The sequence below is a fragment of the Yokenella regensburgei genome (assembly GCF_003634235.1).
GTDB lineage: Bacteria > Pseudomonadota > Gammaproteobacteria > Enterobacterales > Enterobacteriaceae > Yokenella > Yokenella regensburgei.
The window spans coordinates 38,693-54,267 of record NZ_RBIZ01000006.1 but is presented as its reverse complement, the minus strand read 5'-3'; the positions used below and the strand labels follow the sequence as shown (position 1 = coordinate 54,267).

Here is a 15,575-nt window from a genome sequence, read left to right as displayed (position 1 = left end):
ACAAACCGAATTAACGGGAAGCTGCTTCCACTTCAAGGAAAGCTAAATCTTTCTTACGTAATACCAGGTTAACGCGACGTGTTTCGATATGAACGGGGTCGCCTAAAGGTGCAACACGCACCACATTAAAGGAGGAACCTGGCAGCATTCCTAATGAAAGTAATTTCTGTCGATAAGCCGGACTAATATCTCGGGAAAACCCGGTAATTTTCCACGCGCTGTCTGGAGTGAATTGCATAGAGCCTACTTATCCTTCGCTAACTGAAAGTTGCGCTTCTGGCCGCAGAAGGACCCGAAGTATCAAAGGGAGGTTAAATAATCAACATTACGATGATAATGAGAATGGTTTTTATCTTCAATCATTAAAATGTGACTGGATGTTCAAAAGCGGGATAATTTGAGCCAGGTTTGATATGGCGCAAACTTTTCACCCTTCACATTTCTGTTCAGCGATTAATGGCAATGTTAATAGAGTGAAAAAATATCGTTTTGATAAGTTAATGCGTGGGAAATTAATGTTTTCTTAATATTAGAAGAGAAGCCCTCTTATTCTGAAGAGGGCTTTTTATTTCACAGACTTATTTCTTTTTACCCATTGCGGCGGCCAGCGCATCCATCATCGCGCTGTTACCGGCAGGCTGAGTTTCACGTCCGCGCGGTTTGGCGGCACGCGCCGCCGGGCGGTTACCCTGCTCACGCTGTGGACTGCCGCCGTTGCCACGACGTGAATTACCTTCGCCCGGCTGCTCGTCAAGACGCATGGTCAGCGCAATGCGCTTACGCTGCAGGTCGACTTCCAGCACTTTAACCTTCACGATATCGCCAGCTTTCACCACCGTGTGTGGATCTTCAACGAATTTGTCGGCAAGCGAAGAGATGTGAACCAGGCCGTCCTGATGTACACCAATATCGACAAAGGCCCCGAAGTTAGTCACGTTGGTGACCGCACCTTCCAGCACCATACCTGGCAGCAGATCGTTCATGGTCTCGATGCCGTCGGCGAACTGCGCCGTTTTGAATTCCGGACGCGGATCGCGGCCCGGCTTCTCCAGCTCTTTGATGATGTCGGTAACGGTCGGCAGACCGAAGCGTTCGTCGGTAAATTCGGAAGCTTTCACGTTACGCAGTTCAGCGCCGTTACCCATCAGGTCTTTCAGCGCCTGATGGGTCGCTGCAAGAATGCGTTCCACCACCGGATAGGCTTCCGGGTGAACGGTTGAGGCATCAAGCGGGTTATCGCCATGGTTAATACGCAGGAACCCGGCGCACTGCTCAAAGGCTTTTGGCCCCAGGCGGCTCACCTTCAGCAGTTGCTGACGGTTCTGGAACTGACCGTTCTCATCGCGCCAGTTGACGATGTTCTGCGCCATCATGCGGGTGAGGCCTGCGACGCGGGTCAGCAGCGGCACTGAAGCCGTGTTGAGATCCACACCGACGGCGTTCACGCAGTCTTCCACTACCGCGTCGAGCTTGCGTGCCAGCTGTGTCTGGCTGACGTCGTGCTGGTACTGGCCGACACCGATAGATTTCGGGTCGATTTTCACAAGCTCCGCCAGCGGATCCTGCAGACGGCGGGCGATAGACACCGCGCCACGCAGTGAAACATCGAGGTTCGGGAATTCCAGTGCCGCCAGTTCTGACGCGGAATACACCGAAGCTCCGGCTTCGCTGACGATCACCTTCTGAGCCGTTACTTTCGGGAACTGTTTCTGGACATCGAGGTAGAAACGCTCGGTCTCGCGGGATGCGGTACCGTTGCCAATTGCCACCAGCTCAACGTTGTGCTTCTCGCAGAGCGCGGCAACCACTACGGCGGCTTTTGCTGCCTGCCCGGTGTGCGGATAGATAGTATCGGTGGCTACCAGTTTGCCGGTACCGTCAACGACCGCCACTTTCACGCCGGTACGCAGGCCAGGGTCAAGACCCATGGTAGCGCGCAGCCCGGCAGGGGCCGCCATCAGCAGGTCGTGCAGGTTACGGGCAAAGACGTTGATCGCTTCATCTTCTGCGCGTTCACGTACGGTACCCATCAGTTCGGTTTCCAGATGCATCAGCACCTTGATACGCCACGTCCAGCTCACCACGCCGCGACGCCAGCTGTCTGCCGGCGCATTGTTCAGGCGCAGACCGAGATGGTCGATAATAATTTGCTCGCAGTGGCTCTCTTTCGGCGGCTCATCGAACTGTGGATCGGCATTCAGCGCCAGCTGCAGCACGCCTTCGTTACGGCCGCGGAACATGGCCAGCGCGCGGTGAGAAGGGGTGGTGGCAATCGGTTCATGGTGGTCAAAGTAGTCGCGGAATTTGGCGCCTTCTTCCTCTTTGCCGCTAACCACGGTGGCGACCAGATGAGCGTTTTTCCACAGGTAGTCACGGACCTTCGCCAGCAGCGTCGCGTCTTCGGCGAAGCGCTCCATCAGAATGTAGCGTGCGCCATCCAGAGCGGCTTTGGTGTCGGCCACGCCTTTGTCGGCATCGATATATTTCGCGGCTTCGCTTTCCGGGTCGTGGGACGGCTCGTTCCACAGCAGATCCGCCAGCGGCTCCAGCCCTGCTTCGATCGCAATCTGTCCGCGGGTGCGGCGCTTGGGTTTGTACGGTAAATAGAGATCTTCGAGCTCGGTTTTGCTCAGGGTACCGTTAATGGCACCCGCCAGCTCAGGGGTGAGTTTGCCCTGCTCGTCGATAGACTTCAGAATGGACTGGCGACGGTCTTCCAGCTCGCGCAGGTAACCGAGACGAGTCTCCAGATTACGCAGCTGCGTGTCATCAAGACCGCCGGTGACTTCCTTACGATAACGTGCAATAAACGGCACGGTGTTCCCTTCATCAAGCAGACGAACGGCAGCTTCTACCTGTTCAGATCTGGCCTGAAGTTCACCCGCAATAATGCGGCACAGCGAATCATTCATCATGGCTATTTTTCATCTTTGTGGATCGAAAATCAGGGGATAGTTATACGGACAGACTGGCAAAAATGCCAGCCGCCGGGGATGCTCTCGGATTATTTAACGTACTCGATAGCGTTAACGTACCAGCTGGCCTCACCGGCCGGCGTGTTAACCACCGCCAGGTCTCCCACCTCTTTCTTTAGCAGGGCGCGAGCCATCGGGGAGTCGATAGAGATGTACTCTTTCTGGCCGAAGATTTCGTCGTAGCCGACGATGCGAAACCGCAGAGTGTCGCCGTCGTCATTTTCAATTTCGACCCACGCGCCGAAGAACACTTTGCCCTCCTGCTGCGGGGAGTAATCGACAATGCGCAGATTCTCCAGGCATTTTGTCAGGTAGCGTACCCGGCGGTCGATTTCACGCAGGCGCTTTTTATTGTACTGGTAGTCGGCATTTTCGCTGCGATCGCCAAGGCTTGCCGCCCAGGTGACCTTTTTCGTCACTTCTGGTCGCTCTTCGCGCCAGAGGTAGTCCAGCTCGGTTTTGAGTTTTTCGTACCCTTCACGGGTAATCAATGGCGTTTTCATCGTGGTATTGCCTTACGGACTTGCTTGCCTTAGTAACGCACATAACGTATCACAAAGCGTAACGGCCAGGATTAATAATGATTTATGTGATGAAATGAACAGATAAGCTGCTGTTAAATATGCTTTGTAACAATTTCGACTAGAATTTATACCAGAATTAGCTGGTCGTAGATGCGCACTTTTTTAGAATACATTGTGCAAAACTATCCGAACCTTTGGGAGTACGAATGATGCAAGAGAACTATAAGATCCTTGTTGTGGATGACGACATGCGTCTGCGTGCGCTACTTGAACGTTATCTGACAGAGCAGGGCTTCCAGGTTCGTAGCGTGGCAAACGCCGAACAGATGGACAGGCTGCTGACCCGTGAATCTTTCCACCTGATGGTGCTGGATCTAATGCTGCCTGGCGAAGATGGCCTTTCTATCTGCCGTCGTCTGCGTAGCCAAAGTAACCCAATGCCGATCATCATGGTCACGGCGAAAGGGGAAGAAGTGGACCGTATCGTAGGCCTGGAAATTGGTGCCGACGACTACATTCCAAAACCGTTTAACCCGCGTGAACTGCTGGCACGTATCCGTGCGGTGCTGCGTCGTCAGGCGAACGAACTGCCGGGCGCGCCTTCTCAGGAAGAAGCGGTTATTGCTTTCGGTAAGTTCAAGCTGAACCTCGGTACACGCGAGATGTTCCGTGAAGACGAGCCGATGCCGCTCACCAGCGGTGAGTTCGCCGTTCTGAAGGCGCTCGTCAGCCACCCGCGTGAGCCGCTGTCCCGTGACAAGCTGATGAACCTTGCCCGTGGTCGTGAATACTCCGCGATGGAGCGTTCCATCGACGTACAGATCTCCCGCCTGCGTCGTATGGTGGAAGAGGACCCGGCGCATCCGCGCTATATCCAGACCGTATGGGGCCTGGGCTACGTATTTGTCCCGGACGGTTCTAAAGCATGAGGCGAATGCGCTTCTCACCGCGAAGTTCGTTTGCCCGCACGTTGTTACTTATCGTCACCTTGCTGTTCGTCAGCCTGGTGACGACTTACCTTGTGGTGCTGAACTTCGCTATTCTGCCGAGCCTCCAGCAGTTTAATAAGGTCCTGGCATACGAAGTCCGTATGCTAATGACCGATAAGCTGCAGCTGGAGGACGGTACTCAGCTCGTGGTGCCCCCGGCCTTCCGCCGGGAGATCTACCGCGAGCTGGGGATTTCACTCTATTCCGATGAAGCGGCTGAAGACGCGGGCCTGCGCTGGGCGCAGCATTATGAGTTTTTAAGCCAGCAGATGGCACAGCAGCTGGGTGGCCCGACCGAAGTGCGCGTCGAGGTTAACAAAAGCTCGCCGGTCGTCTGGCTCAAGACCTGGCTTTCCCCCAATATCTGGGTACGCGTACCGCTAACCGAAATTCATCAGGGTGATTTCTCGCCGCTGTTCCGTTATACGCTGGCCATTATGCTGCTAGCGATAGGTGGCGCCTGGCTGTTTATCCGCATACAGAACCGACCCCTGGTCGATCTTGAGCATGCTGCGTTGCAGGTCGGTAAGGGGATTATTCCGCCGCCGCTGCGCGAATATGGCGCCTCGGAGGTGCGCTCGGTGACCCGTGCGTTTAACCATATGGCAGCGGGTGTGAAGCAGCTTGCGGATGACCGTACCCTGCTAATGGCGGGCGTCAGCCACGATCTGCGTACACCGTTAACCCGCATTCGTCTGGCAACAGAGATGATGAGCGTTGAAGATGGTTATCTCGCCGAATCCATCAATAAGGATATCGAAGAGTGTAATGCCATCATCGAACAGTTCATCGACTACCTGCGCACCGGGCAGGAGATGCCGATGGAGCTCGCCGACCTTAACGCCGTACTGGGCGAAGTCGTCGCGGCAGAAAGCGGTTATGAGCGTGAAATTGATACCGAGTTGCAGGCCGGTGAGATTGCGGTGCGGATGCATCCGTTATCCATCAAGCGTGCGGTTGCCAATATGGTGGTGAACGCGGCGCGCTACGGCAATGGATGGATCAAGGTCAGCAGCGGGAGTGAACCGAATCGCGCCTGGTTCCAGGTGGAAGATGACGGCCCGGGGATCAAGCCCGAGCAGCGTAAGCACCTGTTCCAGCCGTTTGTTCGCGGCGACAGCGCACGCAGCACCAGCGGTACGGGACTCGGTCTGGCGATTGTGCAGCGTATTATCGATAACCATAACGGTCTACTGGAAATTGGAACCAGCGAACGGGGTGGCTTGTTGATTCGCGCCTGGCTACCGATTCCGGTATCGCGCATCGCGGGACAGAAAGAGAGTTAATACAATGGTTGCCCTCTCCCACCGGGAGAGGGCGAGAAAACGAAAAACGGCAACTTGCGTTGCCGTTTTGTTTTTACCTTGGTCCTGCACTCACCAGCGCTTCACCTGCCGGCGTATCGGTATACTTCTCAAAGTTCTCAATAAACAGCTTCGCCAGCGTTTCCGCTTTTTCCTGCCACTGTTCCGGCGAACCGTAAGTATTACGCGGGTCGAGGATGTGGGTGTCTACACCTGGTAGTTCGGTTGGGATCTGCAGGTCAAACATCGGCAGCGTGAACGTCTCGGCGTTGTCGAGAGAGCCGTTGAGGATAGCGTCGATAATCGCGCGGGTATCTTTGATAGAGATACGTTTGCCGGTTCCGTTCCAGCCGGTATTCACCAGGTATGCCTGCGCACCTGCAGCCTGCATCCGTTTCACCAGCACTTCAGCGTACTGAGTCGGGTGCAGTGCGAGGAACGCGGCGCCAAAGCAGGCGGAGAAGGTTGGCGTCGGTTCGGTTACGCCACGCTCGGTGCCTGCCAGTTTAGCGGTAAAGCCGGAAAGGAAGTGGTACTGGGTCTGGTCAGCGGTCAGACGTGATACCGGCGGCAGAACGCCAAAGGCGTCGGCGGTCAGGAAGATAACTTTTGTCGCGTGACCTGCTTTCGACACCGGCTTAACGATGTTGTCGATGTGGTAAAGCGGGTAAGAGACACGGGTGTTCTCGGTTTTCGACGCGTCGTCGAAATCGATAGAGCCGTCGGCGCGAACGGTGACGTTTTCCAGCAGCGCATCGCGGCGGATGGCACCGTAAATGTCTGGCTCAGCTTCTTTCGACAGACGAATGGTTTTCGCGTAGCAGCCGCCTTCAAAGTTAAAGACGCCGTCGTCGTCCCAGCCGTGCTCGTCGTCGCCAATCAGGCGGCGCTTCGGATCGGTGGAAAGCGTGGTTTTACCGGTGCCGGAGAGGCCAAAGAACACCGCAACATCACCTTTTTCGCCCACGTTTGCCGAGCAGTGCATGGAGGCAATGCCCTTCAGCGGCAGCAGGTAGTTCATGATCGAGAACATCCCTTTCTTCATCTCGCCGCCGTACCAGGTGCCACCGATGAGCTGAATACGCTCGGTCAGGTTAAAGGCAACAAAGTTTTCGGAGTTGAGACCCTGCTCTTTCCACTGCGGGTTAACGCACTTCGCGCCGTTCATGACGATAAAGTCAGGCTTGAAGGTCGCGAGGTCTTCGTCAGACGGGCGGATGAACATGTTCTTCACGAAATGCGCCTGCCAGGCCACTTCGGTAATAAAACGAACGGACAGACGGGTGTCAGCGTTGGCGCCACAGTAAGCGTCAACCACGAACAGGCGTTTGCCAGAAAGCTGGTGGGTCACAAGCCCTTTGAGGTGGTTCCAGGTCTCCGTAGAGAGAGGTTTGTTGTCGTTCTTACCTTTGCCCTTATCAGCCCACCACACGGTGTCACGGGTGGTGTCGTCACGGACAATGTACTTATCCTTCGGCGAACGTCCGGTGAAGATACCGGTGTCAACGGCGATAGCGCCAAGATTCGTCAACGTCCCACGCTCGTAACCTTCCAGGTTGGGGTTGAGCTCTTCCTGATACAGCGTATCGTAATCGGGGTTGTAGACGACTTCCTGAACGTCGTTGATTCCATAAGCCTTGAGATCTTGCGGGGTTAAACCTTTAACGCGCATTTCACTGCTCCTTAGCCAAGATGTACTGCCAATAATATTAGGGTTGTTAGGGGGCTGCTGACCGCGACCAGGCTCATAGATTTACGTATCGGGACAAGCGTCTGACTTACGAAAAACTCTGTGACTCCTGTCACGAAGGAGACAGATTATGGCAGGAATGGCGCTTTATTTGGGGGAAATGTTCTTATTTGGTTAACAAATGGTTTAATTAACTGCATTAATGTGAATGTAATCGCATTCATGAAAGAAAATGACGAAATACTTTCATGGAAAATCGATTCACTTCGCGGGGGGAATAGCACGATTTGTACTCTCCCCGGGCGGGAAGAGTACAGAAACAACACCGATTAGTGAACCTGCGGATCGGCAGGGGAGGCGTTGTTGCGGATCTCCGCGATGTCCATCGCGTTGAACACGTAGTGGCTGCCGCAGTAGTCGCAGTGCATATCAATTTCGCCTTCATCGGCCAGGATGCTGTTGATCTCTTCATCCGGCAGCGTTTTCAGCGCACCAGCACAACGCTCGCGCGAGCAGGTGCATTTGAATTCTACATCCTGCGGCTCGTACAGGGTGACTTCTTCTTCATGGTACAGACGCCACAGTACGTCGTTCGCCGGCAGTGAGAACAGCTCTTCCGCTTTGATGGTTTCCGTTAAGGTCGCCAGATGGTCGAAATCATTGGTCTGTGCGTCCTGAGCAGGCATCACCTGCAGCAGCATACCGCCAGCCGCCAGCTTCCCGTTGTGCTCGCCGGTGCGAATGAACAGACGCGTTGGCAGCTGCTCTGAACGCTGGAAGTAATCTTCCAGACATTCTGCCAGGGTTTCACCTTCCAGACCCACCACACCTTGATAGCGCTCACCTTCTTCCGGAGAAATGGTGATAACCAGGTAGCCGTTACCCACCAGCGTTTTCAGGGTGGCGTCTTCCGCTACTTCGCCCTGCACGCGCGCGACGCCGCGCAGCTGCTGCTTGTTATTCCCGTTGATGACGGCGAGGGTCATCGGGCCATCGCCCTGCAGCTGTACGGTGATATCACCGGCAAACTTCAGAGTGGCGGTCAGCAGGCTGGTGGCTACCAGCAGCTCAGACAGTACCTGCTTTACCGGCTGCGGATACTGATGGTTGGTAAGGATCTGATCCAGGGTTTCAGACACCGTCACCAGTTCACCGCGTACGGCATAGTTTTCAAACAGATAGCGGTGTAATTGATCGTGTTGAGTCATTATCTTCTCTCTTACGGGTGACGATTATTCGTTCTCACCGTGTTTAAATCGCATCAGGTCACGGCGCTCTTTTTTGTCCGGCCTTCTGTCCGGGTGCGGCATCGTCAGCGCGTTCATTTTTCGCGCCAGCGCGACTTTCTCGCGTTTCTCGATGCTCTCAGGTGTCTCTTCATACAGCGTGACGGCCTCGCTTGCGGGACGTCGCTGTTCGGTGACGGCTTTCACCACCACCGTGCGCTCATCGTTTCCCTGACGAAGCGTGAGGATGGCATTTACTTCCACCATCTTGCTGGGTTTACTGCGCTGACCGTTGTAGTGGACCTTGCCACCATCAACCATCTCTCGCGCCAGCGCCCGCGTTTTGTAAAAGCGGGCCGCCCAGAGCCACTTGTCCAGCCTGACGCCGTCAGTGGGTTTCTCTTTCATGGTCACTCCTTCACGGTGAGTGAAGGGATTAGCGTGCGGTAATCATTCAGCCCCGGATGGCGCTCGTAGCGTTTCTCTGCCGCTCCGGAGTCGGGATTGGTGATGCCGAGGCAGTAGCGAATGCCAAATTTGGCTGCCGCATCGAGAATTGGCTCACTGTCGTCAACGAACAGCGTTTTGTCCGCCGACAAGCCGGTCTCTTCTGCCACTGCGCGCCACAGTCGCTGATCCTCTTTCGGATAACCAAATGTGTGGGTGGAAAGTAATAAATCAAGGTGTGAGTCGAGACCCGTGTGCTCAAGCTTCACCGCCAGGTTATGCGGATGCGCGTTAGTCAGCAGAATACGGCGTTTTCCACAGCGCTTCAGGGCATCGAGAAACGGCACGGTATCTTCGCGCAGTACCGCCCTTGGCCCCTGTGCGGTGGTCATGGCGCAGATATCCAGACCCAGGCGTTCGCTCCAGTAATCAAGACAGTACCAGTTTAGCGTATGCTGCACGGCATGGTACTCCTGACGAATCACCGCTTGTGCCTCTTCCGCGGTAATACCGTGCAGGGCGCCGTAGGTTTCCGGAACCAGTTTTAACCAGAAGTGACTGTCAAACGCGAGATCGAGCAGCGTGCCGTCCATATCGAGCAATACGGTATCGACATCCTGCCAGGCGATATCTAAATGCATGGTAAGACTCCAGCGGGAAGAAATGCGCGACAGATTATCACAACCTGTCGCACAGCTGTGTTACTCGTGGGTGTCCGGGGAAGGAATGAGTACCGGGTTATGGCAGCTTTCGTAATACTGTTGAATTTCTTCCAGACGGGTCCGATGTCGCTGGTAGCGACGCACGGCCTGGAATCCGCTGTAGACAGTACAAGCGAGCATCGCCAGCATCAGCAGCGTCGTGCCAAGATATCGCCAGAGTCCGGCACTATCCGGAATACGATGCAGGTTGACGTGGCGAGTGCCGTTGGCGTCGGTGTACAGATTGGTAATGATGCCTTCTGCCTTGAACGGGGTATGCATCAGCATTTCCGCCAGGCGCTGAAATTCCGTCCACTGTTCGTGGGCCGGATAGTCATACAGCGCAACGGAAGGATAAGGCTGGGAGACCAGATCGCTGCCTTCATCGCTGCTGATGAGGAAGCCACCCGGTGCCGGGCTATTGAGCGCCTGCGCAGCCCGTGCGGTTTCACGCATCACGAACGGTGCGGTAGAAGTATTCACCAGGTTATCGAGTGATTCGGCGCTAACCGGGCGCAATAGCACGTTAATCCCGTCGAGCTTACCCTGACTTGCACGGCGGGTGAGGGTATCCCAGTCCTTGGTATTGCCCAGGTTCACGAGCGCATTCTTCAGACGTACACACTCATCCTCACTGGCGCAGAGATCTTTGGTTTTTAGCACGATGTCCGCGAAATCATCCAGCAGCACCATCCCGGATTTCTGAATAGCTGAGCGCAGCGCCGGGCTGACGCGCGAGTTGTCGTCGGGGGTAGGGTGTAGCTGGCGGTTAAGGGCCTGCACAAGCGCAGTGGCTTTGGTCACCACCTCAGACTCTGGCAGCGGCAGCGGCGGCGCGTCGTTCCAGATAATCTGCGAGCAATCAAAGGGCATAAACGGCGAGCTATCCTGCGCGGTCCAGCTTCCCGGGGAGTGGATGTTACACATCCCGGTCCCCTGGATCCGCAGGGTATCGCCCACCCGCAGGCCCGATTTCTCCAGCTGATTAACCGTCGTCGCTTCAATGGTTTGTGCTCCCTTAAGCCACGACAGGGTAAATTTGAACGGCATATTCAGCGGCACGCTAATCCACAGCATGATGACGATAAGCAGAGCGCCGCCGGCGATGATGGCGCTGCGCAGCCAGTGCTGCAACGGGAAGTTTTTGACTTCATCATGCAGCGACAGGAAGCGTCCCTGACGCGCTACATGACGGTCGAGATAGATATCGACGTCCGTCTGCTGGCCCAGGTCATTGGCAATCCATGGCTGCCAGTGGCGCGGATAGATGAGATCGATAATACCGAGCGAAATGTTATTCAGCTGTTCCTGGTTGTTTTCACCAAACAGCCCCCAGCGTTTTGGCGTACCGCGCAGACAGTGGATCTCACGCAGCGTGGTTTTAGCCGGCGGCGCGAAGAGGCCCCACAGCCCCGCGACCAGCAGCAGGAGTCCAGCACCGAGTAACCACAGGGCAAAGACGTCTGGCGTAATCAGGCAAAAGTAAAACAGCAGGAAGGCGCTGACAATCAGCACCGCTTCACGCAGGCCATCAGGGCGGTTCAGCGCATGCTCTTCCCGGGTTTCCTGACGAATGTTGAGCAGCTCAATTTGCTCACTCTCCTCGCCACGAATCGATGCCTGAGTGGAGGAGATATTTTCCAGCGCATTGTGATGCGCTTCATGCCGATATTCGCTCAGGGTATGGCCGTTCAGGGCGATAACCAGCGGCAGCGAATCGGTGTAGATTAGCTCAACGCTGTTTTCGTCATTAATATACTGCTCCCAGAAAGGCGGCAGATGTACTTCAACAGAGTCAAGGAAGTAGCGCCATTTATTGGGATCGTCGGTGGTAATACCGTAGCGGGTGATTGCCCGGGTGATGGCAAAAACGGTGCCGCTCTGGGCATTCAGCGTCATTACTGCAGGTGCGATGCTGGCACCAGAGGCCAGTACCTGTTGGGTACGGTTCAGCTCTTCAAGATAGTTCTCTGCGACCTGGCGTTCATCTTCAGTCAGTTTACGTGTTGCTGCACCGGCGAAAGCATGGAGCCAGGGAAGGCGACGACGCTGCGGGCGGCGCAGGAATATCCATCCCACACACACTGCGCAGGCCACTAACGCGGCAATAAAGGTTAAGAAGGTGCCCATGCTTTTCCCATTTTACTTTTTCTTACAGGTTTCGTCGGTTGCATATTTACAGTTAACGTGAGCCCGTAGTTAGCTATCGGCACGTATCGCATAGATCTTAAAGGTAAATTCCACTTAGTCGCAATGTACGAGCTTATCAGAGCATGTCAATGGCGGAAATCAGCAAATTCTCAATTGGCTTTCAAGCTATTGACTTTTTGATGTAAATGAGGGATTGATTATTAAGTTACAAAAATGTAAAGAAAGGGCAATTCACATTGCCGAAACCGTGCGGCATGTCGCACAATGATGCCTGTCATCACAGCAAAGACCCATCACAATGAGCAAATCATTACAAAAGCCAGTCATTCTGAATGTTGAAACCGTCGCGCGCTCTCGGTTATTCAATGTCGAAAGTGTGGATCTGGAGTTCAGCAACGGCGTGCGCCGCGTATACGAGCGTATGCGCCCCTCCACCCGGGAAGCGGTAATGATTGTTCCCATTGTTGACGATCACCTGATCCTTATCCGTGAATATGCCGTCGGCACCGAATCTTACGAGCTGGGTTTCTCGAAAGGATTGATTGATCCGGGCGAAAACGTCTATGAGGCCGCGAACCGCGAGCTGAAAGAGGAAGTGGGGTTTGGTGCGAACAGCCTGACTTTTCTGAAGAAGCTCAGCATGGCACCCTCTTATTTCTCCAGCAAAATGAACATCGTGGTGGCGGAAGATTTATATCCGGAATCGCTGCCAGGCGATGAACCCGAGCCGCTGCCGCAGGAGCGTTGGCCGCTGGCGCATCTGATGGACCTGCTGGAAGAGCCTGATTTCCACGAAGCACGCAACGTGAGTGCGCTGTTCCTGGTGCGTGAATGGTTGAAAGGACAGGGACGGCTGTAACGTTCCCCGACAGAAAGAAAAAAGGCGCCAGAGGCGCCTTTTTGTTTAGAACAGTTCGTGTGACTCGCCATTATCAATAATGGTGGTCCCCACCTCGTGCACCGCCTGCTGCGTTGGCTGCGTGCCCTCGATGAAGTATTCGGCACGGCTGTTGCCGCCGTTGGCGAGCTGGCCGGTACTGCGGTCGATATTGATGGTGACCACGCCCGGCGGTGGCGTCAGTGGTTGCTGAGGAACGCCTGCCAGTACGGCTTTCATGAAATCATCCCATGCAGGCTGCGCGCTCTTGGCCCCGCCTTCGTAACCGGAAATCTGGTCCTTAATCGCACCAGATGCGGTTGTACGGCCCAGGTCGCGGCGGTGATCGTCGAAACCAATCCACACCGACGTTACTACATCCGGGCCATACCCTGAGAACCACGCATCTTTCGAGCTGTTGGTGGTCCCGGTTTTACCCCCGATGTCATTACGCTGCAGGTCACGGCCCGCACGCCAGCCGGTACCCTGCCAGCCTGGTTCACCGAAGATGTTGGTGTTCAGCGCGCTCTTAATCAGGAATGCCAGCGGTGTGCCAATGACGTGCGGCGCATACTCCTGGCTGCCGGTCTGGGCGACGAGCGACTGGTTTGCCTGTTCCAGCTGCGGCATCGGGACGTTTGAATTCTGCGGCTCCTGAGAAATGGCAACGTCTTCGACGTCTTTGTTCTCGAGTACGTCAGATTTTGGCGTATCACCGTAGATCACCGGCAGGTTGCAGCTCGGGCATGCGATTTTGGGCTTCGCTTCAAACAGAACGCCGCCCTGGTCATTTTCTATTTTGGCAATGTAGTACGGGTCAACAAGGAACCCACCGTTTGCCATAACCGAATACCCACGAGCCACCTGCAGCGGGGTAAACGAAGCCGAGCCCAGCGCCAGCGATTCGGTGTGCACGATGTTCTGTGCCGGGAAACCGAAGCGCTGCAGATATTCTGCGGCATAGTCAACGCCCATCGCGCGCATCGCGCGGACCATCACCACGTTTTTCGATTGACCCAGACCCTGACGTAACCGAATAGGGCCTGCGTATTGCGCCGGGGAGTTCTTCGGTCGCCAGTCAGAACCCGCACCGGCATCCCAGCGAGAGATAGGCACGTCGTTCAGGATGCTGGCGAGCGTCAGACCTTTGTCCATAGCGGCGGTATAGAGGAATGGTTTGATATTGGAACCGACCTGGCGCAGCGCCTGGGTAGCACGGTTAAACTTGCTCTGGTTGAAGTCAAAACCGCCCACCAGTGCGATGATGGCACCGTTCTGCGGATTGATGGAGACCAGCGCTGAGTTCACATCAGGAACCTGGGAGAGCCACCAGGCGTCGCCCACGCGGCGAACCCACACCTGCTGACCGGCCTGCACGACATCGGTCACTTTACGCGGCGTTGCCCCCTGCAGGGTATCGGAACGGTACGGACGCGCCCAGCGCATGCCGTCCATTTTGAGCGAGACGGAAGTACCGTCTGACAGCATCGCGGTGGCTTCCTGCGGGTTTGCGGCGGTGATCACGGCCGCAGCCAGCGGGCCATAGCTCGGTAAACTCTTCAGCGAATCGGTGATTTGTTTGCTGCCCCACGGCGTTTCACCCACTTTCCACAGCACGTTGGAAGGGCCCCGATAGCCGTGACGCATATCGTAATCCATCACGTTTTTACGCACCGCATCCTGCGCCGCAAGCTGCGATTTACGGGTGATGGTGGTGTAAACACGATAGCCGTCTTCATAGGCCTGTTCGCCGTAGCGACCAACCAGATCCTGGCGCACCATTTCTGTCAGGTACGGCGCGGAGAAGGCGATTTCTGGTGCATGGTAGCGTGCATCAATCGGCTGACGAATGGCTTCGTCGTACTGCGTCTGCGTGATGTAGCCTTCGCTCTGCATACGCGACAGCACCACGTTGCGGCGGGCGGTTGCGCGATCCATGGAGTACAGCGGGTTAAAGGTTGACGGTGCCTTTGGCAGACCGGCAATCACCGCCATTTCGCTGAGCGTTAGCTGATCGACCGTTTTACCGAAGTAAACCTGTGCGGCTGCCCCCACGCCGTAAGCGCGGTAGCCGAGGTAGATCTTGTTCAGGTACAGCTCAAGGATTTCATCTTTATTCAACAGCTGCTCGATGCGGATCGCGAGGAAGGCCTCTTTGATCTTACGCATCAGGGTCTTTTCCGGGCTCAGGAAGAAGTTACGCGCCAGCTGCTGGGTAATGGTGCTGGCACCCTGAGAGGCGTGACCGGAGAACAGCGCGACGCTTGCCGCACGGAAGATCCCCACCGGATCGACGCCGTGATGCTCGTAGAAGCGGCTGTCTTCGGTAGCAATAAAGGCCTTCACCAGCTGCGGGGGCATCTGGTTCAGGGTGACAGGAATGCGTCGCTTCTCGCCGTACTGAGCAATTAGCTCACCGTCGGCGCTGTATACCTGCATCGGGATCTGCAGACGCACGTCCTTGAGCGTGGCAACGTCAGGGAGTTGCGGCTCAATATACTTGTAGAGGCCATAAATCGAGCCTGCTCCCAGCAGAATGCAACAGACTGCAAGGATCAATAAATACTTTACGAACTTCACCGGAGATTTCCCATTTAGTGTCATTTGGGCAGTTTATAAACAAACGCGCGGTAGTATAAAGGCAAGCCTGATGCATTGATATAGCCGCAAATGTTACGGCTGATAAGGAGA

The 15,575-nt window shown here is 55.4% G+C and carries 12 protein-coding genes; 3 read left to right on the top strand and 9 right to left on the bottom strand.

Features of this window, described 5'->3' with window-relative positions; all coding sequences use genetic code 11:
• Positions 1-10 precede the first annotated feature (10 nt).
• The 3 genes from feoA to greB all read right to left on the bottom strand — a co-directional run bounded on the left by feoA (position 11) and on the right by greB (position 3,478).
• A complete protein-coding gene (gene feoA / locus C7387_RS18350) occupies positions 11-238 on the bottom strand; it encodes a ferrous iron transporter A (protein ID WP_071777495.1) in 228 nt (75 codons plus the stop codon).
• Between the two features lie 340 nt (positions 239-578).
• Complete coding sequence (locus C7387_RS18345; protein WP_038253886.1) at positions 579-2,915, bottom strand: Tex family protein; 2,337 nt, start codon at positions 2,913-2,915, stop codon at positions 579-581.
• A gap of 89 nt (positions 2,916-3,004) precedes the next feature.
• Positions 3,005-3,478: a transcription elongation factor GreB gene (gene greB / locus C7387_RS18340; RefSeq protein ID WP_006817565.1), complete on the bottom strand. Its 474-nt coding sequence runs from the start codon at positions 3,476-3,478 to the stop codon at positions 3,005-3,007.
• Between the two features lie 227 nt (positions 3,479-3,705).
• On the opposite strand from greB, the gene ompR reads away from it, so the two are divergent.
• Both ompR and envZ read left to right on the top strand, forming a co-directional pair.
• Complete coding sequence (gene ompR, locus C7387_RS18335) at positions 3,706-4,428, top strand: osmolarity response regulator transcription factor OmpR (protein ID WP_006817564.1); 723 nt, start codon at positions 3,706-3,708, stop codon at positions 4,426-4,428.
• Positions 4,425-5,774: a two-component system sensor histidine kinase EnvZ gene (envZ, locus tag C7387_RS18330; protein WP_006817563.1), complete on the top strand. Its 1,350-nt coding sequence runs from the start codon at positions 4,425-4,427 to the stop codon at positions 5,772-5,774. The genes ompR and envZ overlap by 4 nt, the downstream gene beginning before the upstream one ends.
• Positions 5,775-5,847: 73 nt before the next feature.
• Here envZ and pckA read toward each other — a convergent pair whose 3' ends face one another.
• The 5 genes from pckA to C7387_RS18305 all read right to left on the bottom strand — a co-directional run bounded on the left by pckA (position 5,848) and on the right by C7387_RS18305 (position 11,986).
• Positions 5,848-7,464: a phosphoenolpyruvate carboxykinase (ATP) gene (pckA, locus tag C7387_RS18325; RefSeq protein ID WP_006817562.1), complete on the bottom strand. Its 1,617-nt coding sequence runs from the start codon at positions 7,462-7,464 to the stop codon at positions 5,848-5,850.
• Positions 7,465-7,811: 347 nt separating this feature from the next.
• Positions 7,812-8,690 (bottom strand): Hsp33 family molecular chaperone HslO, encoded by an 879-nt coding sequence (hslO, locus tag C7387_RS18320; protein WP_006817560.1) that lies wholly within the window; start codon positions 8,688-8,690, stop codon positions 7,812-7,814.
• 24 nt (positions 8,691-8,714) lie between these two features.
• A complete protein-coding gene (gene hslR, locus C7387_RS18315; protein WP_006817559.1) occupies positions 8,715-9,116 on the bottom strand; it encodes a ribosome-associated heat shock protein Hsp15 in 402 nt (133 codons plus the stop codon).
• A 2-nt stretch (positions 9,117-9,118) separates the two neighbouring features.
• On the bottom strand, positions 9,119-9,796 hold the full coding sequence (gene yrfG, locus C7387_RS18310; protein WP_006817558.1) for a GMP/IMP nucleotidase: 678 nt from the start codon (positions 9,794-9,796) through the stop codon (positions 9,119-9,121).
• 60 nt (positions 9,797-9,856) lie between these two features.
• Positions 9,857-11,986 carry an intracellular growth attenuator family protein gene (locus C7387_RS18305; RefSeq protein WP_120817237.1) on the bottom strand — a complete coding sequence of 710 codons (2,130 nt, stop codon included), beginning with the start codon at positions 11,984-11,986 and terminating at the stop codon, positions 9,857-9,859.
• Between the two features lie 319 nt (positions 11,987-12,305).
• Here C7387_RS18305 and nudE point away from each other — a divergent pair, with 319 nt between their 5' ends.
• A complete protein-coding gene (nudE, locus tag C7387_RS18300; protein ID WP_006817556.1) occupies positions 12,306-12,866 on the top strand; it encodes an ADP compounds hydrolase NudE in 561 nt (186 codons plus the stop codon).
• 45 nt (positions 12,867-12,911) lie between these two features.
• Here the strand turns inward: nudE and mrcA are convergent, their stop codons facing one another.
• Positions 12,912-15,464: a peptidoglycan glycosyltransferase/peptidoglycan DD-transpeptidase MrcA gene (gene mrcA / locus C7387_RS18295; RefSeq protein WP_038253892.1), complete on the bottom strand. Its 2,553-nt coding sequence runs from the start codon at positions 15,462-15,464 to the stop codon at positions 12,912-12,914.
• Positions 15,465-15,575 lie beyond the last annotated feature (111 nt).

Bases quoted from the DNA above. Each gene is read 5' to 3' on its own strand.
- feoA (WP_071777495.1), bottom strand. From the start codon at position 238: ATGCAATTCACTCCAGACAGCGCGTGGAAAATTACCGGGTTTTCCCGA.
- C7387_RS18345 (WP_038253886.1), bottom strand. From the start codon at position 2,915: ATGATGAATGATTCGCTGTGCCGCATTATTGCGGGTGAACTTCAGGCC.
- greB (WP_006817565.1), bottom strand. From the start codon at position 3,478: ATGAAAACGCCATTGATTACCCGTGAAGGGTACGAAAAACTCAAAACC.
- ompR (WP_006817564.1), top strand. From the start codon at position 3,706: ATGATGCAAGAGAACTATAAGATCCTTGTTGTGGATGACGACATGCGT.
- envZ (WP_006817563.1), top strand. From the start codon at position 4,425: ATGAGGCGAATGCGCTTCTCACCGCGAAGTTCGTTTGCCCGCACGTTG.
- pckA (WP_006817562.1), bottom strand. From the start codon at position 7,464: ATGCGCGTTAAAGGTTTAACCCCGCAAGATCTCAAGGCTTATGGAATC.
- hslO (WP_006817560.1), bottom strand. From the start codon at position 8,690: ATGACTCAACACGATCAATTACACCGCTATCTGTTTGAAAACTATGCC.
- hslR (WP_006817559.1), bottom strand. From the start codon at position 9,116: ATGAAAGAGAAACCCACTGACGGCGTCAGGCTGGACAAGTGGCTCTGG.
- yrfG (WP_006817558.1), bottom strand. From the start codon at position 9,796: ATGCATTTAGATATCGCCTGGCAGGATGTCGATACCGTATTGCTCGAT.
- C7387_RS18305 (WP_120817237.1), bottom strand. From the start codon at position 11,986: ATGGGCACCTTCTTAACCTTTATTGCCGCGTTAGTGGCCTGCGCAGTG.
- nudE (WP_006817556.1), top strand. From the start codon at position 12,306: ATGAGCAAATCATTACAAAAGCCAGTCATTCTGAATGTTGAAACCGTC.